Source organism: Nitrospira sp. (genome assembly GCA_015709715.1).
GTDB lineage: Bacteria > Nitrospirota > Nitrospiria > Nitrospirales > Nitrospiraceae > Nitrospira_A.
In genome coordinates this window covers 1,903,162-1,924,285 of the sequence record CP054184.1, presented here as the reverse complement: position 1 = coordinate 1,924,285, position 21,124 = coordinate 1,903,162, and the positions used below count along the sequence as shown (strand labels likewise).

21 protein-coding genes, 1 tRNA gene and 2 pseudogenes are annotated in these 21,124 nt (G+C 57.0%); 15 read left to right on the top strand and 9 right to left on the bottom strand.

Annotated elements, in window-relative coordinates; genetic code table 11:
• Positions 1 to 133 precede the first annotated feature (133 nt).
• Complete coding sequence (locus HRU82_09090; protein QOJ35096.1) at positions 134 to 1,090, bottom strand: LysR family transcriptional regulator; 957 nt, start codon at positions 1,088 to 1,090, stop codon at positions 134 to 136.
• A 162-nt stretch (positions 1,091 to 1,252) separates the two neighbouring features.
• Between HRU82_09090 and HRU82_09085 the strand changes: the two genes are divergently transcribed.
• Positions 1,253 to 1,732, top strand: a complete 480-nt coding sequence (locus HRU82_09085) for a group 1 truncated hemoglobin (GenBank protein QOJ35095.1) — start codon at positions 1,253 to 1,255, stop codon at positions 1,730 to 1,732.
• A 68-nt stretch (positions 1,733 to 1,800) separates the two neighbouring features.
• On the opposite strand, the gene HRU82_09080 is transcribed toward HRU82_09085, so the two are convergent.
• From HRU82_09080 to HRU82_09060, 5 genes are all read right to left on the bottom strand, one after another.
• Positions 1,801 to 2,094 carry a hypothetical protein gene (locus HRU82_09080; protein ID QOJ35094.1) on the bottom strand — a complete coding sequence of 98 codons (294 nt, stop codon included), beginning with the start codon at positions 2,092 to 2,094 and terminating at the stop codon, positions 1,801 to 1,803.
• Positions 2,095 to 2,210: 116 nt separating this feature from the next.
• Positions 2,211 to 3,467 (bottom strand): Glu/Leu/Phe/Val dehydrogenase, encoded by a 1,257-nt coding sequence (locus HRU82_09075; GenBank protein QOJ35093.1) that lies wholly within the window; start codon positions 3,465 to 3,467, stop codon positions 2,211 to 2,213.
• Entirely contained in the window at positions 3,464 to 4,258 is a 795-nt protein-coding gene (gene lipB, locus HRU82_09070; GenBank protein QOJ35092.1) for a lipoyl(octanoyl) transferase LipB, read from the bottom strand. Before lipB ends, HRU82_09075 begins: the two co-directional genes overlap by 4 nt.
• A gap of 3 nt (positions 4,259 to 4,261) precedes the next feature.
• Positions 4,262 to 5,266, bottom strand: a complete 1,005-nt coding sequence (locus HRU82_09065; protein ID QOJ35091.1) for a trypsin-like peptidase domain-containing protein — start codon at positions 5,264 to 5,266, stop codon at positions 4,262 to 4,264.
• Positions 5,267 to 5,457: 191 nt separating this feature from the next.
• Positions 5,458 to 6,711 (bottom strand): sigma-70 family RNA polymerase sigma factor, encoded by a 1,254-nt coding sequence (locus tag HRU82_09060; GenBank protein QOJ35090.1) that lies wholly within the window; start codon positions 6,709 to 6,711, stop codon positions 5,458 to 5,460.
• A gap of 255 nt (positions 6,712 to 6,966) precedes the next feature.
• Here HRU82_09060 and HRU82_09055 point away from each other — a divergent pair.
• From HRU82_09055 to HRU82_09035, 5 genes and pseudogenes are all read left to right on the top strand, one after another.
• Positions 6,967 to 7,764 (top strand): annotated as a pseudogene (locus HRU82_09055) (tRNA (adenine-N1)-methyltransferase).
• Positions 7,765 to 7,847: 83 nt separating this feature from the next.
• On the top strand, positions 7,848 to 8,609 hold the full coding sequence (locus tag HRU82_09050; GenBank protein ID QOJ35089.1) for an SDR family oxidoreductase: 762 nt from the start codon (positions 7,848 to 7,850) through the stop codon (positions 8,607 to 8,609).
• A 68-nt stretch (positions 8,610 to 8,677) separates the two neighbouring features.
• Positions 8,678 to 9,535, top strand: coding sequence for a shikimate dehydrogenase (locus HRU82_09045; protein QOJ35088.1), 858 nt, complete (start codon positions 8,678 to 8,680; stop codon positions 9,533 to 9,535).
• Between the two features lie 28 nt (positions 9,536 to 9,563).
• Positions 9,564 to 10,082, top strand: coding sequence for a shikimate kinase (locus HRU82_09040; GenBank protein ID QOJ35087.1), 519 nt, complete (start codon positions 9,564 to 9,566; stop codon positions 10,080 to 10,082).
• A gap of 34 nt (positions 10,083 to 10,116) precedes the next feature.
• Positions 10,117 to 10,193: transfer RNA gene (locus tag HRU82_09035), tRNA-Arg, on the top strand.
• Positions 10,194 to 10,305: 112 nt separating this feature from the next.
• On the opposite strand, the pseudogene HRU82_09030 reads toward HRU82_09035, so the two are convergent.
• Both HRU82_09030 and HRU82_09025 read right to left on the bottom strand, forming a co-directional pair.
• A pseudogene (locus tag HRU82_09030) lies at positions 10,306 to 10,962 on the bottom strand (site-specific integrase).
• 331 nt (positions 10,963 to 11,293) lie between these two features.
• Positions 11,294 to 11,959, bottom strand: a complete 666-nt coding sequence (locus HRU82_09025) for a hypothetical protein (protein QOJ35086.1) — start codon at positions 11,957 to 11,959, stop codon at positions 11,294 to 11,296.
• A gap of 202 nt (positions 11,960 to 12,161) precedes the next feature.
• Between HRU82_09025 and HRU82_09020 the strand changes: the two genes are divergently transcribed.
• The 9 genes from HRU82_09020 to HRU82_08980 all read left to right on the top strand — a co-directional run bounded on the left by HRU82_09020 (position 12,162) and on the right by HRU82_08980 (position 20,495).
• Entirely contained in the window at positions 12,162 to 12,371 is a 210-nt protein-coding gene (locus HRU82_09020; GenBank protein QOJ35085.1) for a helix-turn-helix domain-containing protein, read from the top strand.
• Positions 12,368 to 13,081, top strand: coding sequence for a hypothetical protein (locus tag HRU82_09015; GenBank protein ID QOJ35084.1), 714 nt, complete (start codon positions 12,368 to 12,370; stop codon positions 13,079 to 13,081). The genes HRU82_09020 and HRU82_09015 overlap by 4 nt, the downstream gene beginning before the upstream one ends.
• Positions 13,082 to 13,083: 2 nt before the next feature.
• On the top strand, positions 13,084 to 13,326 hold the full coding sequence (locus tag HRU82_09010) for a hypothetical protein (protein QOJ35083.1): 243 nt from the start codon (positions 13,084 to 13,086) through the stop codon (positions 13,324 to 13,326).
• Between the two features lie 467 nt (positions 13,327 to 13,793).
• Positions 13,794 to 15,563, top strand: a complete 1,770-nt coding sequence (locus HRU82_09005) for an SIR2 family protein (protein QOJ35082.1) — start codon at positions 13,794 to 13,796, stop codon at positions 15,561 to 15,563.
• A gap of 212 nt (positions 15,564 to 15,775) precedes the next feature.
• Positions 15,776 to 16,336, top strand: a complete 561-nt coding sequence (locus HRU82_09000; GenBank protein QOJ35081.1) for a hypothetical protein — start codon at positions 15,776 to 15,778, stop codon at positions 16,334 to 16,336.
• A gap of 6 nt (positions 16,337 to 16,342) precedes the next feature.
• A complete protein-coding gene (locus HRU82_08995; protein QOJ35080.1) occupies positions 16,343 to 17,281 on the top strand; it encodes a hypothetical protein in 939 nt (312 codons plus the stop codon).
• Between the two features lie 633 nt (positions 17,282 to 17,914).
• On the top strand, positions 17,915 to 18,661 hold the full coding sequence (locus HRU82_08990; protein QOJ35079.1) for an OmpA family protein: 747 nt from the start codon (positions 17,915 to 17,917) through the stop codon (positions 18,659 to 18,661).
• A gap of 231 nt (positions 18,662 to 18,892) precedes the next feature.
• Positions 18,893 to 19,057, top strand: a complete 165-nt coding sequence (locus tag HRU82_08985; protein QOJ35078.1) for a hypothetical protein — start codon at positions 18,893 to 18,895, stop codon at positions 19,055 to 19,057.
• 52 nt (positions 19,058 to 19,109) lie between these two features.
• Positions 19,110 to 20,495 carry a DUF3422 family protein gene (locus HRU82_08980; GenBank protein ID QOJ35077.1) on the top strand — a complete coding sequence of 462 codons (1,386 nt, stop codon included), beginning with the start codon at positions 19,110 to 19,112 and terminating at the stop codon, positions 20,493 to 20,495.
• A 20-nt stretch (positions 20,496 to 20,515) separates the two neighbouring features.
• Here the strand turns inward: HRU82_08980 and HRU82_08975 are convergent, their stop codons facing one another.
• Positions 20,516 to 20,875, bottom strand: a complete 360-nt coding sequence (locus HRU82_08975; protein QOJ35076.1) for a PilZ domain-containing protein — start codon at positions 20,873 to 20,875, stop codon at positions 20,516 to 20,518.
• Between the last annotated feature and the right edge of the window lie 249 nt (positions 20,876 to 21,124).

Here is a 21,124-nt window from a genome sequence, read left to right as displayed (position 1 = left end):
CCTTGGGATCGGTTCTCAACCGGTGTCGTGATGAGGTGGGATGCCGAGTGTCGGCAGGGTGAACCATACATCAGGGCATTCTATCCAAGCGGGGAACCCAGTTGCAAGGTACTGCTTGGCTGTCGGCTGGTCCTTATCGAGCACGAAGGGGCGTTGTTCGGGCGCGAGGGGGATGCGCTTGTAACTCCTTCATGGTGTCTTGGCAGAGTTGGGCGAAAGATTCAGCCGCCTGGCTGCGGTGTCGTTTTGACAGGTAAGCGAGACCCACGACGTGGCGCGGAGTCGGGTCGTACAGTTCGATCAATTGAAGGGCCGTTCCGGAGAGTCGCGCGCGAACGTACAGTTCGGGTAAGATCGTCGCGCCGGTCCCCTCTGCCACCGCCTGCAGAATTCCTTCGGGCGAACTCATTTCGAGTACCACGTTCGGCAGCACTCCTACCTTCGCACATTCGGCTTCCACCATCTTCCGCAGGCAATAGTCCACGGGCATCAGCACGAGGGGAAGTTGTGTCAGATCTTGCATCCGAGTGCGCGGCCTCCCAATGGCCATGTGGGGCGGAGCGACAAGGGCGAGTCGTTCCTCGAAGAGCGGAATGACGGTCAGTCGGGGATCATCGAGGGGTAATAGGCAGATTCCCATGTCCAACCGGTTGGCGAAGAGGCCGTTGACGATGTCCGATGACGGCTGGGCGTGCACTTGAAGGTGCACGAACGGAAACTGTCGTTTGAACCGGGACACAAGCGGTGGGATTAAGTAAGAGTTCACGGTAGAGAGCGTCCCGATAACCAATCGACCGCGTTGAGAACCAGTCAGCTCCTGTACGGCCTGGGTCGCCTGGTCCACCTCCCGTAAAATGCGCTCTGCATGGGGGCGGAACAACTCACCGGCCTGGGTGAGGACGACCGTTCGCCCGAGCCGGTCGAACAGACGAGTGCCTAATTCTCGTTCGAGTCCTGCGACCTGCACGGACAGCGATGGTTGGGAGACATGGACCTGCTCGGCCGCGCGCGTAAAATTTTGATGCACCGCCACCGCCATGAAATACTGGATTTGCCGCAATTCCATGCCTGCCTCAGCGAGAAGAATCATTAAGCGATAGGATTATCCTATAGCTAGCATGAAAACAATATATTAGACCGATGCATCATAACTCGCCTACTGTGCAGGGACAACAGGCACATACCTGTTCATGCAGTTCTTTGGCCAGGGGATGTGGCCATCAATCGTCTGATGTAACGCGAGGAGGTTGCGATGGTGAGGAAGTATTGGGGCGTCGGTATGATCGGGATGGCCGTCTTGGTGACGGCGGTCGGCTGTGCAGACACAGGAGGACAAGCCGGCAAAGAGGCATCAGTTGTCGGCCATGCTGCGACGAAGTCGCTCTATGCGCGGCTGGGAGGAAAACCGGCCATCACGGCAGTGATCGATCAATTCGTAGCCAATGTGGCTGCCGATAGCCGGATCAACGCGCGGTTTGCCACCACGGACATTCCGAAGCTGAAGGGCCACCTGGTCGATCAGGTTTGTTCGGCGACCGGGGGGCCTTGCATCTACACCGGGCGCGATATGAAGCAAACGCATGCCGGTATGCACATCAGCTCAGCGGATTTCGAGTCGTTGGTCCAAGACCTTGTCGCCGCGCTCGATCATTTCAAGGTGCCTGCCGCGGAGAAAAATGAACTCCTGGGGCTCCTTGGGCCGATGAAGGCGGATATCGCCGAGGTTCCGTAAGGAGGATTGTGGCGAGGGATGACGTTGTTGTCCCTCGCCCCACCGTCCACAAAAAAGAACCGGCAGTCTCAAGCGGGTCGGCTGCAATCGAGCAACGCCATGGCCAACTGTCGAAGGCGTTGGAAATACGCTTTGTGTTCATCCGCCATATCGTCGAGCAAGTTGTCGAGATCGGCGATACAGTCTTCAAGAATACCGATGCGCTGACCGTCCAAACGCGTCTCTCCATCCAAATAAAAGACCGCACAGCCGCCGATGACCGTATCCAGGGTCATCAGCTCCCCTTCATGGGGACTGGAGAACTGGGGCCACCCCTCTCGGCAATGGGCTTCCCACAATGACGCAACGGAGACATGCAACATGAAATCGGCCTTGATGCGGATGTGCTGGGTATTCGGTCAGCCCGCCAACCCTAACGCATGCAGATGGAGAACAGCAAGCATGTCTCCCCACAGTGCGAAAAAGCTGCAGCCTGCTGTCACGGATACAAGCCCCGCTGCAAGTGTGCCTGCGCCACCTTGTCGATACCGGACATCAAGGCCGCCATCCGCATGGTGGTCCGTTTCTCGATAGAGAACTGCAGGGTGCGGTGGAAGGCGTTGGTAATCAGGTCTTGCAGGCGGTCTTGAATGTCTTTGGCCTTCCAGAAGAACCGCTGGACGTCTTGGACCCACTCGAAATAAGACACGATGACCCCTCCCGAATTCGCCAAAATGTCGGGAATGATGAACACACCCTTGTCGGTCAAGATGCGGTCGGCTTCGAGGGTGGTCGGACCATTGGCGCCTTCCGCAAGGATACGGCAGCGTAGCGCGGCGGCGTTCGCTTGCGTGATTTGCTCGGACAGTGCCGCGGGAACGAGGACTGTGCAGTCCAACCGGAGGAGTTCTTCGTTGGTCAGAGACTCACCTAATGGGATCTCACGGAGTGGCCGACGGTGCTCTCGATAGCGCCGAAGCAACTCCGGCACGTCCAGACCCTTTGGGTTGTAGAGGCCGCCCGTGACGTCGCTGACCGCCACGACACGCGCTCCGGCCTGATGCATGATCAAGGCCGTGTGAGACCCGACGTTTCCAAATCCTTGAATGGCGACCGTCGCGTTCGCGATATCCACCTTCAGGTGACGAAGTGCTTCCAGCGTGACATACACCACCCCGCGTCCCGTCGCCTCCTCGCGCCCGAGACTGCCACCGATCGACAAGGGTTTGCCCGTCACCACGCCCTGCACGGCATATCCCACCTGTTGACTGTACGTGTCCATGATCCAAGCCATCACCTGCTGATCGGTTCCCACATCGGGGGCCGGGACATCCTTATCCGGACCGATCAGGGGAAAGATCTCCGCGGCATAGCGCCTGGTCAGGCGCTGCAATTCGCCGCGGGTGAGCTGTTTAGGGTCGACCTTCACCCCGCCCTTGGCGCCGCCGTAGGGGAGGTCGGCCAGTGCGCACTTCCAGGTCATCCACATGGCGAGCGCGGCGACTTCTCCGAGGGTGACGGCCGGGTGGTATCGGATCCCGCCCTTCGAGGGGCCGCGCGCCGTATCGTGTTGAACGCGGTAACCGGTGAACACCTCCACGCGCCCGTCGTCCATGCGGACCGGTACGCTGACCAGCAACGATCGCTGCGGCAAGGTGAGGCGTTGCCGCAAGTTGTCGTCGAGGTGCATGGCGTCGGCCGCCTGGTTGAATTGGGCGACGGCAAGCCGGAACGTGTGGGTATCAAGTTCGTTCATTGGGAAGCTCCTTGCGACTGATCGTCGGTGTGAGAGGCCAATGCGAGAGGCGGTGTCGGGGCCGAACGGGAGGCGACGAGGGTCTGGGGAGTCAGCCGCTCCGACCACGTCAGATGGAATCGATCGGCAAAGTTGGCTGCGAGGCGTTCCTGGACGGCGGCGTAATCGGGAGCCTCATCCAGGAGCATGGCCATCGACGTTACCCGACAGTCGGCAATGCCACAGGGCACAATGTGAGAGAACGGAGTCAGGTCCAGAGAGACATTCAGGGCAAACCCATGGGTGGTGACGCCATGGGAAATGCGCACGCCGATCGACGCAATCTTGGCCGAGGGCTCGACTCCGACCCAGACCCCCGGTAACCCCTCGCATCGGTGCGCAAGGATGCCCCATTCAGCCAGGGTAGTGATGAGGACCTCTTCCAGTCGACGCACATAGGCTTTGGGGCCGGCACAATGGTCGGTCAGCCGGAGAATGGGATAGCCCACGAGCTGGCCTGGTCCATGGTAGGTGATCGATCCTCCACGTTCGGTGCGTAAGACGGGAATGCCGGTTTGTCGTGCGAGCCTTTCATCGCCGGCCCAGTGGTGCGGCTTGGTGGTGCGGCCGGCCGTATAGACCGGAAAATGTTCGAGCAGCAACAAGAGGTCGGGGCAACGGTCGGCGGCTCGCTCGACCTGCCAGGCGCGCTGGAGGTTCCACGCATCCTCATAGTGGAGGCAGCCGCAGAAACAGACCGTGCCCCGTCGAACGGCCAAGAGCTGATCCTGTGCGAAGTGCTCCTGTCCCATGGTTTAGGGCCGTGAGGACGGAGGACGCGGAACGGTGATGGTATTGGTGCCGGTCTTCCCCTGCGCGGCAATCTGAAACGTCATCTGCTCGCCGGCGCGCGCCACCGCGTGCCAGAAATCACCGATATTAAAAATTTGACGCCCGTCGATTGCGCTGACGACGTCGCCGGATTGCAGTCCGGCTTGTCCGGCCGGTTTCCCGGCGTCGACCTGGAGTGCCAGGATGCCGCGATCGCTTTCCAAATCGAAACTAGCAGCAACGCTGGGCGTCACGGTCACCGGAACCAGGCCCAAGTCCGGGCGAGACACGGCTCCCCGGTCGATCATCGATTGAATGTGTGGGGTGATGGCGTCCATGGCGATGGCATAACTGATGGCCTGGGCGGAGGGCGCGATGGCCACGTTGATGCCGATGACCTGCCCGAACCGATCGACCAGCGGGCCGCCGCTATTGCCAGGATTGATGGCTGCATCGGTCTGGAGAAGATCGTACAGAGTTTCTCCCTCCGGCGTCAGCACCGATCGGTCGAGCGCGCTGATGACCCCAACCGTCACGGTCGAGCCGCCTTTCAAGGCGAGCGGATTGCCGATCGCGATGGCCGTTTCCCCGATGTCAAACGTCGTCCGTCGTGAAAATTCAGCCGGCACCAGGTCCGGTGCGGTGATTCTGATCAACGCAAGGTCGAGCAGGAAGTCGCGGGCGACGACGCGTCCAGGTGTCAGCCGGCCGGTGGAGAGTCCCACGACAACGCTGGTCATGCCCTGTACCAAATGATTGTTCGTGAGAATGTACCCGCCGACATCGATGATGACTCCCGAGCCGGAACCGGATGGAGCGCCATGTTGGGAACCGCCGGGCGGAATCCCGCGGGTGAGCACCGTGACGACGGAGGGTCTAACTTTGGCTACCACCGCGGGGACGGACAACTCCTTCAGGGCCTCCTCGCCCATGGGCGTCTCGCACGAACCGGCGCGTGGAACGGTCAGGAGAAGGAGGGCAATCGTCATGGTCCCGAGCCAGCAACGCCCTAACTGTGACCGGGATTCAATGGCGGCGTTATGGTCCGTGGAGCGGAACAGCATGTGAGCAGAGTCCTCGTTGGCGCATTCTCTCACAATGGCCCACAAGGCGAAAGCGCAGGAAACAACACGGGGGAGGTTGAGCCTCCCCCGTGTGTCGGAACGAACAACCGAATCGATTACTTGATGGCGGCGAACATCTCCTTCACCATCGGTGTTTTCAGCTTCTTGAGCGCCTTGGCCTCGATCTGCCGAATCCGTTCCCTCGTGACCGACAGGTGTTGACCGACCTGCTCCAATGTGCGGGCATAATCCTCGCCGATCCCGAATCGAAGCCGAATGACCGTCTGCTCACGAGGGGTCAGGGTGCTGAGAATTCGATTCATCTCGCGTGTCAGCTCCGTTCGGTTCACGTGGGCATCCGGTGGGACTGCCTGTTGGTCCGGGAGCAATTCGCCCAATTCCGTGCCGCCGTCACCCACTCGGTGCTCCAAGGCCACCGGCTCTTGAAATGCCTGAATCGTTTCATGCAGCCGATCCGGTCGCATCCGCATGCTGAAGGCCACTTCTTCCAAACGGGGCTGGCGACCCAATTGTTGAACGAGGCGTCGGGATGCCCGCAGAATGCGGTTGGAGGCTTCCGTCTGGTGGACGGGAATCCTGATGGTCCTGGATTGGTCGGCCAAGGAACGAGTAATCCCCTGGCGAATCCACCAGGTCGCGTAGGTGCTGAATTTGAATCCCTTACGGTATTGATACCGCTCAGCCGCTTTCATCAACCCGATGTTGCCTTCCTGCACCAAGTCGAGCAGCGTCAGCCCTCGGCCGGTGTAGTGCTTGGCCACATCCACCACCAGGCGCAGGTTGCAGCGCACCAGCTCGTCCTTCGCGGTTTCGAGAATGGATCGAGACGCCTGCAACCGGGTGAGTCCGGCGTCGAGTTCCTTTCTCATCGAGGCCCCAGCCTTGCCGCCTCGCTCGGCCACGCTCTGCAACTGTGCGATGGCCTGTTCCGCCTGATTGAGCGCGGTGGCGGACAGCCCGCTGAGCCGTCGTACGGTTTTCAGGGTCAGCAAGCTTGCATCCGTGGCCTCCGTGCCCTTGAACGAGGCGCAGGCCTTTGTGATCTGTTGCAACACCTGGCGGATTTGGCGCGTACCCAGATCGATTTGTTTCGCCAGGGCGATTTCTTCGTCGCGCTCCAAGAGACGTCGCTCGCCGAATGAACGGAAATATAACGACTCCAGCAAGAACGGCGCCGAAGCCGACCGCGCTACCCTTTCCGGCGCTGGGTCTTCCGCCTTGGTTTCCTCGTGATCGTCCTGGGCGATGGAATCCAGCAAATCGCTGGCTTCGGCATCATCGGCATCGAGGTCAACCGCTACGGTCGCCGTTGGTTCTGTATCATCCTGACTCAACAGAGAATCGTTCATGGTCATACCCCTTTTCCCCCGAGGGGGGAGCTGTATTGTGCCCAGCAAAAACGCCCGCACCCGTCCTTTTTATTAGATGCCAACTCTTGGGGAAAGGATTCGGTCCGCTCACCCCGTCACGTCGGCTTGCTTTGGATAGAGATAGGACCGGTCTGTGATCGATCAAGGGGCGCCTGCGCGAAAGGCCACCGGCGGTATCATGCGGCCTGCCGGTTTGGTTGAAAACAGGCAGGCAGTCTCCTAGAATGCCGGACCATGTCTGAATTGAAAAACGGCGAGCGGGTCCACTTGGTCGATAAGAAGGGGCGCCAGTATGCCCTGACGTTAAAGGCGGGCGACATCTATCATTTCAGCGGGGAGACGATCCCGCATGATGAGTTGATCGGCAAGCCAGACGGGTCCGTCGTCACCCTCTCCAAAGGGAAACGCTTTCTGGCCTTGCGTCCCACCTTCGGCGAATACGTCCTCAAGATGCCCCGTGGGGCGCAGGTCCTGTACCCCAAAGACCTCTCTCTGATTCCGATGTGGGCCGATGTCTATCCCGGCGCGAGAGTTTTTGAGGCCGGCACCGGTTCCGGGGCCTTGACGATGGCACTGTTGCGCGCGGTCGGTCCGACCGGATTGGTGGTGACCTATGAGGCCCGGGAAGACTTCGCCCGTACGGCTTTAACCAATATCGAGCGCTATATGGGCCCCGTGCCCACCCTTAGGCCATTCCGCAAAAACGTGTATGAGGGCATCGATCCTCTTGAAGACGGGCGGCTATTCGATCGCCTGGTGCTGGACCTCCCAGAGCCTTGGCAAGTGGTACCGCATGCCGCGACGGTGTTGCGCTCCGGGGGCATCTATCTGAGCTTTGTGCCGACCGTGCCGCAGGTGGTGCAGACGGTAGAGGCGCTGGAGCGCACCTCGATGTTCGGCATGATCGAAACCTTTGAAACCCTGCTGCGAACCTGGTCGATCCAGGGCCGAAGTGTCCGTCCCGACCACCGGATGGTGGCACACTCCGGATTTATCACCGTGGCGAGAAAAGTCGAGGCTGGGTGGTGGTCGTCATCTGGAAAAGCCGTTGCAGCGGTCAAGGAATCCGCGGAGGAAGCTGGGTTGGAACCAGGTGAAGAGGGAGTGTGCGAGGCATGAATCGGTTGCAGGGAAAAGTCGCGATCATTACGGGGGGCAATGCGGGCATCGGCGAGGCCATCGCGAAGCTGTTTGCCGAGGAGGGCGCTTCGGTCGTGGTCACAGGGCGTCGTCAAGACGAGTTGGATCGAGTGGTGAAGGGCATCGGCGTGAACGGCGGGCGGGCCTGGGCAGTGGCCGGTTCAGTGACGGACGAGGCTCATGTCCGCGAGGTGGTCGCGCAAACCGTTCGGACCTTCGGGAAGCTGCACATCCTGGTGAACAATGCCGGGATCGGCGATTTCGGCAAGCGCGTCCATGAGACCGACGACGCGACCTGGATGAACGTGGTGGACATCAACTTGACAGGCGTCTTTCGGATGAGCCGTGCGGCCGTCCCCGAAATCATGAAGGCGGGAGGCGGTGCGATCATTAACATCTCCACCGTGGCCAGCCTTGTCGGAATTCGCGGGTTACCGGCGTATGCCGCGTCGAAGGGGGGCTTGGACGCCTTGACCAGGGCGATGGCGGTGGATTACGCCCCGGACAACATTCGCTGCAACGTGGTGAACCCCGGCTTGATCGATACCCCCATGGCGGCACCCTTGATGGCCGATCCTACCAGCTTGGAGCCGATTCTCGCCCATTACGCCATTCGACGTCCCGGGAAACCTGAGGAGGTTGCGAAGTTGGTGCTCTATCTGGCTTCCGACGATGCCACCTGGGTCACTGGTGCGACCTTTCCGATCGACGGCGGCATGACGATTTTTAAAGGGTGAAGTTCGGCTCGTGGTGGGCCGGAGTGTTGTCAGGTGGCGAGTGGTCGTCAGAAACGAGTGTGGAGAGTATGGAGATCACGCCTCAGACCCAATGGTGCGGTATTCTCGGCAATCCGGTGGAGCATTCACTCTCGCCGGCCATTCATAACGCGGCTTTTCAAAAAGCCGGCCTGAACCTGGTCTACTTGGCATTTCGTGTGGAGTCCATCGGTGAGGCGTTGAAGGGCGTGCGCGCATTGGGGAATGCACGCGGCTTCAGCGTGACGATTCCGCACAAGGTGGCCGCTATTCCCTTTCTGGATGAGGTGGAGCCGACGGCCAAACACATCGGGGCCATCAACACCATTGTGGTCGAAGACGGAAAGTTGAAGGGGTATAACACCGATGCCTCCGGCGCCTTACGAGCGCTCAAAGAGGGAGGCGCCTTCCTGGACGGGCACCGGGTCTTGATTCTGGGGTCTGGGGGCGCAGCCAGGGCCATCGCCTTTGCGTTGGCGACGGGGGCCGGGATCGCCGGCTTGACCCTCCTTGGAATCGACGAATCCGAACGGCAGAAGCTGGTGAAGGATTTGCGCGAGAAGACTTCCGTGCCGGTGGAAGAGGGGCCGCTGACCCTCGACACGCTCCGCAACTGGGTGCCGCATGTGCGCACGGTCATTCACTGTACGCCGGTGGGTATGTACCCGCATATGGACGAGTCCTGCATCCCGACCAACCTGTTTCGTCCCGAGTTGACGGTCATGGATATCGTATATAACCCCCGCGAAACGAAGTTGCTGCGGGAAGCCAAAGGGGCAGGCTGCCGTACGATTCCGGGATTGGAGATGTTTCTCAACCAGGCTGTGCTGCAGTTTGAACTCTGGACGAAGCAGCCTGCCCCGGTCGAGGTGATGCGGCAGGTATTGGAGTCGCGTTTCCAGCCATGACAGGATCGATGCTGTCCGCGGGAATGCCATGAACATCGTATTGATCGGCTATCGCGGAACCGGAAAGAGCACGGTCGGCAAGGCCTTGGCCCGTCGCCTCCACCGTCAGGTCGTTTCGACCGATGCCGAAATCATCAAGCACGCGGGGCTCTCTGTCCCTGACCTCGTCAGACAGTTTGGCTGGTCTCACTTTCGAGACCTTGAAACGGCTGTGTGTCGCGAGGTGGCCGCACGTGACGGGCTGATCATCGATACCGGTGGCGGGGCCATTTTGCGCCCTGAAAATGTGGAGGCGCTACGGCATGGCGGGACCCTCGTATGGTTGACCGCCTCCGTGGAGACCATCATCCAGCGGATCGGTGGCGATACCCAGCGGCCCTCCCTCACGGGTACCAAGTCTTTCACCGAGGAAATCCGTGACGTACTGGCCGAGCGTACGCCCAAGTACCAGGCGGCGGCCGATATCGTGATACAGACCGACGGGCTCTCGACGGCCGATGTCGCGGAGCAAATCCTCGACCGGCTGTCGAAGAAGGCCGATCCTTGACAACCTCCCTCCAACGTGATTCTTATACCGCCGTGCGCCCGTAGCTCAATTGGATAGAGCATCGGACTTCGGATCCGAGGGTTGGGGGTTCAAGTCCCTCCGGGCGCACCATAGAATCAACAGGTTGTATCTCTTCCTCAGGTTCTTCCTCTTCCTCGGTCACGGTTTTGGTCACGGTTCCACTCAGACTGCCTCGATTCACGGCTTCTCGAAGATGTCCTGGGGCTAGGTGTGCGTACCGCATAGTCGTCTCAATGTCACGGTGCCCGAGGATCTCCTTCACCGATACGAGATCGACGCCTGCCATGACACGTCGGCTGGCTGCGGTGTGTCGGAGTGAATGCCAACAGGCACCGGTGATCCCCGCTCGCCTCAGGCCAGGTTCAAAGGAACGCCGAAGGAAAGCCCGGCTGTCCATGGGGTGGGCAACATCCTTTAAGCCTGGGAACACCCAAGCCGACCGAAGAAAGGAGTCAAATGACCTCAGAATGGTCTTGGCTCCTTCACTTAAGGGCACATGCCGGGTTTTGCCTCCCTTTGGCATGGGCAGGGTCAAGATCTCGTTTTCCAGATCAATCTGGTTCCAGCGAAGCGAGAACTGCTCGCCACGTCTCAACCCGGTCTCGACGGCGAAGGCGACCAATTTCCAGTCATCCGGGGGCATTACGCCCTTCAGTCGGTCAAGTTCCTCGCTCGTCAGGAACCGCGTTCTGTTGGCTTCAGGAAAGAACTTAAGGCTGGAGACCGGGTTCTTGGTCAGTTTGTCATCTTTGACGGCTAGCATCAGCACATGGCGAAGGAAGGCAAAATGTCTGTTGATCGTGGCATCCGCCCAGAGCCGTTGCGGTTCCTTCGTATTCACCTTCATCTTGGCGCGCATTCTGGCTTGAATTCGTCGAAGATCATCGACCGTAATCTGGGTGACTAGGCGACTCCCGATAAGCAGGGACCAGCGCCGCCCGTAGAGTACTTCGCCAGCTTTGTTTCGGTTCACAGTTCCTTCGAGGTAGCGTTTGATCCAAGCCCGGAGCGTGATGTCTTTTCGAGGGGCGAATTTTTCAGGGAAATAGGTCCCTTCCCGAATATCGGCCTTCAGCCGTCCGTACAATGCCTTGGCCTGTGATTTGGTATCACAGCGGTGCCAGCGCTCCCGCCCGTTGTCATACAGACGTACCCACCAGCCTTTGCGGCCCTTCCTCTGGGTAATCCCTCTATCCTTTCCCGCTTTTCTTGCCACGGCGGCTCTCCTTTCGCTCTCCGGTCTTCTGAGCCTCGCGCCACTTTCTCGCCGCGACGCGGTTTTGACAGCGGGGCTGACAGTACAGCTGGTCGCGTCTGATCGCGAAAAAGATCGTGGCGCATTCCGGACAACGCCGGATGTAGTCCCCCGTGTGGGCCAGGAGGTGGACAAACCGGTATTCAAACTCCTTCGCCTTGCGTTTCGCACTCACGATGACCGTACCCGCCTCGTCAGAGCCCTCACCCGGCGACACCACGACCAGCGTCATCTGCGGAAACGTGAACTCGGTGTAGCCTTCGTGCCAATAGAGCTCCAAGTGCTCCAGGACGGCAGCCTGAATGTCCAGGGCTTCTTTGCGACTGGGTATCGTCTGATAGTTCTTCGCGTGAGGCACGCCCTCCACGCTCCAGCCACTCTCCGGGGCCACCATCCCGCCATAGCGCTCCCCCGTCTCATCGACAAAGGCCGCGACCTCAAACGCTACCAGCGTCCATTCCGTGGGCGTCAAAGCCTCCAGATCGGTCTGTAAAAACCGGAGCACCCACCCCACGGCGCCATCCGGCATCGTCTGGATCCGCTCCATCGCCTTCTCATACTCAACTTGGAAGTCCTGTTCCGCGTGCCCCTGTGCGCTCATGCCTTCGGCTCCTTTTTCACGCCGACCCCTCCTGAGTTTCTTGATCCCAACACCACCGGAAAATGTGTCGTGCGAAAGGGCCGATTTCACCGGAATGTGTTTGGCAAGTGTACCTCTGCATTGGTAATGGGTGTCAAGAAGAATCACGGCTCAACAATATCAGCCGTGATCATTTTTGAACCATTCTTTAAGGAGGTGCCCGATGGTCCCCAGTACAAAATTGATCACCATTCGAGAAGCCGCGAACCGGTTAGGGCTCAAGGAAAGCACAATCAGGAAGTACATCCTGAAGCGGCAGATTGCCTATGTGAAGCCGTCGGTGCGAGCGGTGCGGATTCCCATTGAGGAATTGGAACGGATTCTGGCTGCCGGCCTCAGGCCGGTAATTCCCCAGCCGGAAGGTGCCCGATGAGCCGCTGGAAGGAGTTCCGGCGGGAGCCCGTCGCCGGGGAATGGACCAGAAAGCAGAAACGCGGTTATCACCGGGTGCGGTCGCTGCTGTGGTTCTGGGAATGTCATCAGTTCCAAGTGCTCTGGGTCACCCTGTCCACGGCGGAAGGCGGGGATGCGGAGAAGTTGACCTACCATCACAAGCAACTGCGCCAGAGGATTGAACGCCAGCTCGGGTTTCAGGAGTTGGAGTATTACCAGGTCCGGACAGAAGAAGGGCATGGCGTCCTCCATATCTTTTGGGCCTGGCGGGTGCCGGATGGGGAACGCGCCCGGCGATTTTGGATCTCTCAGGAATGGTTGTCGTCGCAATGGCAAGCCCTCCACGGGGCTCCGGTCGTCTGGATCAAGGCCTATCAGCCTAGTCATCGTTCCCGAAACCGGCTGAGCCGCTACGTCATCAGCCAGTACGTCCAGGATCAATGCGGCTACGTGAATATGTGCTGGTCCTGGAAACGGTCTCTTGGCTTTCCCATTAGTCGACTGTGGGAAGAAATGCGGCACCAATGGTCTACCAGGAATGCCTACCGACGAATTAGGGGTGAGATCGAAATCCCTCGGATCGTCTTCATCAAGACCTGGGAGGATCTGCTCTCGGGCCATGCCATATGGTTTAGCGGCACGATTCTGCAACTGGTGTTGGGGAAGGGACTCGTCTATCAGGAGGTGTGAGCATGATCTGGCATCGATGTGATCTGAAGCTGCCAAGTCTTTTTGGTCCAGCTTGTTGCGGACGGGAAGCGACCACGTATGATCGTGCGCGGAAAGCCTGGCTTTGTCCTGAACATACGAAGGAACGACTCTGTGAGTTCTGCCAATACGAACGAGCGTTGGTGCGGTTCTGTTATGCGGAGAAGGATGTGACGTGCGAAATCTGGCTCTGTGTGGACTGTGCGGGACTCACGGGGCGACGGTGACACGCTCTAATCAATTTCTCCCTGTCACCCGTCCACTATCCCTCACGGGTGAGAGGGAGCGATGCTCCATCCTTATTCAAGGCGGCGATGCGTCAGCTTGGCCGCCGCTCTGTTGGATCGTTGCTTGCAGACGCAGGGAAGACAGCAGGGATACTGAAAACATGGGGAGAGTGGTCACGCGAAGATTCCGCCCAACGAGGCCGCCCGGCCGTTCCGGACCACTGGACCGGACGGCCGGGGGGATCGGGGGCGCAGCCCCCGCTTCACTTGATTCATATGGTCAAAGTAGCATCGCATGGCTGCTCGGGTTGATGCGGTGCATGGTATTTAACCGCCAACACATCATCAGGGATGTTATTCTAGAAGCTGATTGCTTTGACAATCTCTAGTAGTCACGTAGGATTGGAAGCCGCTAATGCTGTAAGGTTTGTTGCTGACCATCCAAATTTAAGGGGCAATTACGCATAATGTATCCACTTGTCAAATTAGCGGCAGCGGGGCTCGTCGGCGAGAAAAAGTATGTGCTTTTCGCGGGGGCCGGAATTTCTAAGGATGCTGGGCTGCCTACGGGCTGGGATTTAATGATGGCTACGGCCAAACTTCTAAGGGCTGGCGAAAGCGACCAAGATGAGTCGTTGAGTTTGGAAGATTGGTTCCAAAACAGTCGGTACTCAAAATTGTCATATGGAGAATTGATCGGTGGACTCTTTTCTACAGCTGTCTTGCAGCAGGAATTTATGCGAAAACATTTGCATGCGGAGAGACCAGGTGATGCACATCAGCTTGTGGCTAAGCTCGCACAGCTTGGCGTCATTCGCTGCGTTATAACCACAAATTTCGATAAATTGCTTGAGCAAGCTATTGAAAGGGCCGGACTTAGGGTCCAAGTGATATCGAACGCGGAGGATTTAGAACATTCTGAGCCGTTAATACATTGTCGAGATTTTAGGGTCTATAAACCTCATGGAACATTGGGGGTGGGCCAGATCCGAAATACTCCATTTGATCTTGAATTACTTGCATCCAACATGGATGAGGAACTTGTGCGAGTAATTTCGGACCACGGATTATTAATTCTAGGATATGCAGGTAGAGATGCCGGGATTATAAACTGTTTTCGGCGAAGTAGACGGGGGCACTTTCCCACATTTTGGATAAACTTGGAGCCGCCGAAACCTGAAGTTCGGGAAGCGTTCACCGGTAGCGTGTTTGAATATGTTGAATGCCAAGGTGCTGCAGAATTTCTGAAAAGATTACTCGACACTTACAGCAAATTGGGAGAGTTAGAACAAAACGCAACAAGTTCCCATAGTGCTGTGAACAAAATTCAAGACGCAATTTTGGGCGGGCGGGGTGATCTCCTCACGCAAGTCCAAAAGTTCATGCAGTCTCTCAACAGAGAGCTAGTGGCAGTCGCGCCCGACTTTTCGATGGAGGGTGATAGAGATGAGCTGCTTGTTCAGTCAATCGCGAAAACAATTCCCCTCGCCGTCGAATTTGCAAAGGTTGCAAGTGTAGTTTCAGAAAATAATTCTGAAAGCGCCGCGCTGGCAATCTTCAAAGGTTTCGGAGCATTGCTTGAAAAATATGATACTCCGAGAGGATTTTCAGGGAGCTATTATCCTACAGATTTTGATTACTTCGCCTTTATGGGGCATGAATTATTTATAATCTTCCTGTCACTTCTAATCGAACAGCGAAGGTGGGATTTAGTTGCTGAAATACTCCAGGAGGAAATTTACATCAATAATGTTATGGGCGGGTCGCAGGGGCCTGTGTCCTACCTCTATTTCTCTAAATTTGTCCGATTGTTAAACGTTGAAAGGAACGAGCGATTAAGTCTGAACAGAATTTCAGTCGAGGCTGATTTATTGTGGGAACGACATTCTAAAGGGGATCTCGCAGACGTAAGTCCTTTTAGGGGCATTAGAGATGCGGATCTGTTTCTTTACCTGAGAAGCGAATTTGAGAAAGAACGTCCCGACCAGAAACTTGATTGGTTGCCCTGGTCTGTTGTTTTTTTGGCTGACGAGATGCCCCAGTTCCTTTTAGAGGCAAGTCGAAAAAAATACGCTCTACAGCTGCTCCGGCCATTGTCGGCTAAGAGCATCGAAGATTTGCGACTGAAGTGTTCGAAGGCAAGAGAAAAACTTCCGATTATTTTCGGACGAGGTTTTGGCCTGTATGAGAGTCCCCTTTACAGGTTAGATTCGTCTAGACTGGGCTCCCGCGACTGATACAACAATTCATTATTCGATTCCCAAGTATCGCTTGGATCTTGAGTTTTAGCGTGAGCGTATGTTTGGGGCAATATGTAAGGGCAACACGAATGCTAGTTAGATCAAATAAATAGAATCCGTTCTCATAGTCAACTTATGAGGAAGGCATGCTATACAAATGCATATATCAATCTGGAGTCCAAGAGGCTTCTTGACGAAAGTTGTTCTCGGTGATTCCGTCGCATAACGAGTCAGGGGTGTTGCCACCATTTCTCGGGAATAACCCCGCGGCTCAAGCAGCCATGGCTCCGTACCGTGTATCATTGCTTGAGGTTGTAAGTAGATTTGGTACAACTCCTGAACGGATAAAAATTCTTTCAGGCTTCATAGCGTACAGGGACGAATTGAGAAAGGTTGGGTTTTTGAACGGTTTTCAGTGGTTGGATGGTAGCTTTGTTGAAAATGTCGAAGTAACACAATGCCGTCCACCCGCTGACATCGATATCGTCACTTTTTCCTATCGTCCTGAGCAATATAAAGATGAGGGCCAGTGGGTTGGATTGATTGAATCGAGGCCCGATTTATTCGATCCGGAAGTAGCCCGAGATAAATTCCACTGTGATGCGTACTTCGTTGATTTGTCCCTCGGGATGCCCGGATACTTGATTGATCAAACGAAGTACTGGTTCGGGCTGTTCTCGCACCAAAGAGTCTCTTCTGTGTGGAAAGGAATGCTGGAAATTCCGTTAACCAATGATGACTCCGATGTCGCTGCACTCTTGAGCGCCTAAGCCCCTATGGTACGTAAGATAAAACTAGATGGCTTATATGCTGAATTGTCAGCGGTGGGTGCGTTGTTAAAGGCCGCTACGGAGTCAGGTGACTTCGTGGGCAAGTTCCAATGGGCTAAGCGTAAGCTAGCGCTGCAAACTGAGATTAGTGCTATTGACAGTGCTCCTGAAAATGGCGCGAGCGTTGCATTGTTGTTTGGTGGGTCACCGGTAGTTGGTTCACGCGGAATATCAGCTGATTTTGCTGGGGACGCCCTAGATAAGTTTCAGGACTTGGTGTCTAAGACCTTCGCCAAAACTGAATGGGGCTCTTTAGGCGAAAGGGGGCCTGTCCCTTTAAAGAATTCATCCCATTTAATGGTTACGGAGGTTGCTCGAGGGTCATTTGGATTTGTTTTGAAAGAACTATCTGACCAGATAGAAATTGCAGATACTGCGCTTAAGGTGCAAGTGGAAGAGGTCGCTACACTTTTACAAAGAACAGCATCGCCGAATGAGCTCGACTTCGAAGAGGCGGCAGATATGTTGGATTCAAGGACCCTGACCGCCTTGAAAAACTTTTTCGTTACTCTAGATTCAAATGGTGCCACGCTACGCGTGGTTGAGGACATTGCAGACTATACTCTTGATGCGGCAGCAATCAGCAGAGGTAGACGGCGCACTGAAGCCACCGAAATACAAGAGGAGGATATTTTATTGGTGGGGACTTTGGATGGCGTCCTTCCGGCCCGTAGGAAGTTTGAAATCAAATTAGAAGATGGCCAAACAGTATATGGCTCGGTTTCAAAAGAGGGGGCTGAGCAATTTACCTCAATTTTGTCTCAGGGAGAAACTGCTGTTGGGAAAAAATGGACTTTCAAGGTTCGACGTCGGGTTATAGCTCCTTTGAATCGTCCTCGAAGGCAAATCGATACACTTCTTGAGATAGTTGGGCCAGCAGCTTAGAGTGATCGAGAGATATGTAGCAACATTCTTGCCCTTTCGCCTCTTCCCTCTCTGGTTGCTTACCCCTTTGCAGTCTCAATCTAACTGGATAACTTCTGATCCCTTCTTTAATGGCGGTCCATTCCACTCTCCACATGCTCCGGGGGGCGTATGTCACACGCGGTGCATTTTAAGAAAAACTTCTGGTCACGGTTCTGGTCACGGTTCGGTCACGGTTTTAGCCACGAATGCGGGTATGTCTCAATCGTCACTGTTCTTCATGGATTGATGCTAAAACCGTTGATCTATAAAGAGAACATATCCAACTGTCCTCTTTGATCGCTGTCTGTCTCTAAGGTACTTTGTCCGCCTTCGGATCCGAGGGTTGGGGGTTCAAGTCCCTCCGGGCGCACCAGGTTCCTGCCTCACTCTCATTTCCCTTCCGGTCTCATTTCTTCCCCGTTCTTAATCCAGCGCAGTTGGTTGGCTAAACATTGAAATGTAAAGGCATTTTCTGGACAGGCTTGGGGCTGGATCTGTCGGCGCATGCTGGGGAACCCACGCGGCAGAGCGTAGGGGGTAGGGCTCTAGTACCTCGGTGCTATAGTTGTAACGTCGGTAACGGTTACACCCCAGCGCGAAGGAGCAAGGTTCATGAAGTACCGTGGTGCATCGCAACTCATGTTGGGCGGAATGGCGGTCGTGTTGGTTGCGGCGTCCGGCTGTAGCAGCATGGGTGGTCTGCAGTCGGGAACGGAAGATCGTCTGGCATCGAATCGTAGCTCCGACTCTTCGCCGGTCGGGGCGGCGCAGGATTATCAGGATTATCCGGGGGCGTCGGCTATGGGAAAAGAGGGGCGGAGCGGGCGGCAGCCGTTCCCGGGTTCCCAGGAGGAGATGGCAGAGAACGAAGGGGGCCGGCTGCGAGGGTTCTTCCCGCTCGTGAACGGACAGGTGGCAGGAGAAGAGCGGTTGAGCCGCAGCCCTATGGGCACTATGTTGATGCCAGTCGATCGCCATGAAAAGTGGCGCGCCGAGCTGCTGCGCGAGGAAGCCGCCGCCATGGAAGCCGGCATGAGGGATGTGTTCTACGGGTATGACCGCTACTTGGTTCCCGAGGAGGGGATGAGCGCCCTGACGGACAACGCCGACTGGCTGAAAGATAATCCCAAGGCCCTACTCAAGATATCCGGCCACTGTGACGAGCGAGGGACACACGACTACAACCTCGTCCTTGGGGAGAAACGGGCCAAGGCGGCGAAGAATGTCCTGGTCGATCTTGGGGTGAATCCACAGCAGGTAGCGATCGTCTCTTACGGCAAGGACCGTCCCTTCTGTAATGAACATGATGAGGCCTGCCACCAGCAAAATCGGCGTGGCCACATGCTCTTGCGCAAGTAGGCGAGAACCCCGGTCCCCTCCCGTGAGCGGGGTCGGGGACAAGGGCGCTCCTCAAACCCGGTCAGTGAATCGTCCCATCCCATCTCTCCGCAACATCCATCCATCGCTCTCGTAGACTCTCCTGAACTCCTCACGGCTTGTCCGTATGGTGACAAGGTGCGGGAGCTTATGGTATCTGAGCCACAGCATGCGATCAGCGTTCCGCCCTCTTGTCCATAAAGGAGTACGATTGTGAATCAGCGCTTTGGCATTACCGTGAAATTCATGATCTCAGCCGACTCTCCGGAAGAGGCTGAAGAAATCATCGAGTCTGCTTGTGAAAAGATGGCCTCGTCCCTGCACGAAGGGGATGTCAGCTATGAGGGCATCGAAGATATCGAGGAAGAAGACGAGTAAAGGCGGCCTGACTCTAGTGGTGGCGCATGGAGACCAGTGAAGGGCGAACGGCATGACCGATTCTGTCAGCACAGCCGGGAAGGAGAGTCGTCCTCCAGGCTTTCTGAACCGGATTCATCAGTCCAATAAGCAGTACCTCCCGCAGTGGCTTGGGGTGCCGGCCCACATTCACCATGTTGCCTATCGCATGGCGAACCCGCCGGTTGAACGCCCCAATAGCCGCCGAGAATTTCAGCATTTGCTGCAGGCCCTCGACATTTCGGAAGGCGCCATCGAGGAAAAATTCGGGTATGGTTTCAAGACGGCCTCCAACGGTGACCGGCTGGTGGTCGTATGGGAAGCCCACACGGAGTACTACAGCTATCAGGTGTGGCATGTCGTGCAGGACACGTCGACCCGACTCGACTTCGGCCCGATCACCTTTCCCGATTACGCGATGCCCTTGTCGCCGCTGGGTCTCCGGATCAATGCGCTCGACATTCTGTGTCTGCCGCAGGAGCCGCCGAGCGTGGAGGACTTGCCCGCCCGTTTGCCCGGCGCCATGGTGTATGGCAGCCGCATCCTGGGGGACGAGATCGTGGCGGTCACCAGTTTTACGCCCGATGAGCATGATCGAGAGCGGTATTTGATCTGCGCCGTTTCTGAATCGGCGCTTCGGCAGCAGGTGGCCAAGATGGTGGACACGATCGTCGCGATCGAAAACTATTACCACTTGGTCATGCTGCCGATGAAGGCGTTTTCACGCGCGGTGGATCAAATCCACGACTATGAGCAGCGCCACCTCTACCAGCGAGCAGTGTTAATCGAACAGCTGGGGGGTACCACGCCCCAGACCATGCAAAAGTGGCTCACGGTGCTGACTCAGGATCTACTGCAGGTGAGTCGATTGGCGGAATCCATGCGCTACCGTCTCTCTGCGTCGGTGCCCTATGACCGGATCGTGCACAGCAACATGGCCTCTCTGAAGGAACGGCCCTATGCGTCGCTTCGGCAGCTCTCAGAATATGTGATTTGGAAAATCACGGGGGTGACGGAGGGCTATCAACAGCTCCTTCGGCGCATCGATGCGATGGAAAAAGACTTCGAGGCGACCGTGGCGGTTCTGCGCACCCATATCGAACTGCGGCTGCAGGAGCAGAATATCGGCCTGCAAGACCAGAATATGAAACTGCTCGCCAGCGTGGATTCCACCACCCGCGCGCAAGCCATTCTGCAACGCACGGTCGAAAGCCTGTCCGTGATCGTCATCACCTACTACCTGACGGGGCTGGGAAGTTATGTCCTGAAGGCCTGCTACGAATTGGGGTGGGTGAAGAATGCCAATGTTGCGACCGCTATCTTTGTGCCGATCGCCTTTGCCACGTCCTTCACGCTCATGACGGTGGGGCGGAAAATCATCATCAAGCGGATGGCGAATCCCACCCACGAAGGCCATTGATCTTCCTGCGGGGGCAAAGGTCAGACCATGGCCAGGTCGCAACTGCCGTGCTTGACTCCATCGGTGGTGTCCGATAGTTGTCCGATCAGCCGTTGAATCCTGCTTTGATCGTCTCGGCGTACGCGAATAAATTCAACCCCCGCCTTCCGTTCCGTGGCCCAGCGTACCTTCGCCAGACCGACTGTGAGGGGCGTCGCCTGGTCCGGCATCATCACCTGCAATTGGAGGTAGTCGCCCGCTCGAACGGGAAGGTCGGTTTCGATCGCGCAACCGGGGACGGACAGGTTAATGAGGGTGCCGCGGCCGCTGGTCGAATCGCCCGAGACGCGCACGGGATAGGTCACGGCCACGCGTGTGGAGGAACGAAGATCCATTTCCATTGCCGAGGCCTCCCTGCCGATACCCCACTTCTTGGGGGCTGCTGGTCTTCTCGGCAAGGCCTGTTCCAAACTTGAGAACCCAGCGAGCCTTCAGCCCCCTGCCCCCAGCCACTTCCTGCCCACGCATTCGGCTGTTCGCGGCGAGAGAGCCACAACACCAGGGGGAGCGCAAGCGGGAGAGGCAGGAGGGCTAATGCCAGCATCCGTTGCCAATGACCTGTGGAGACCATGATGGCGCCTCTTTCGTCG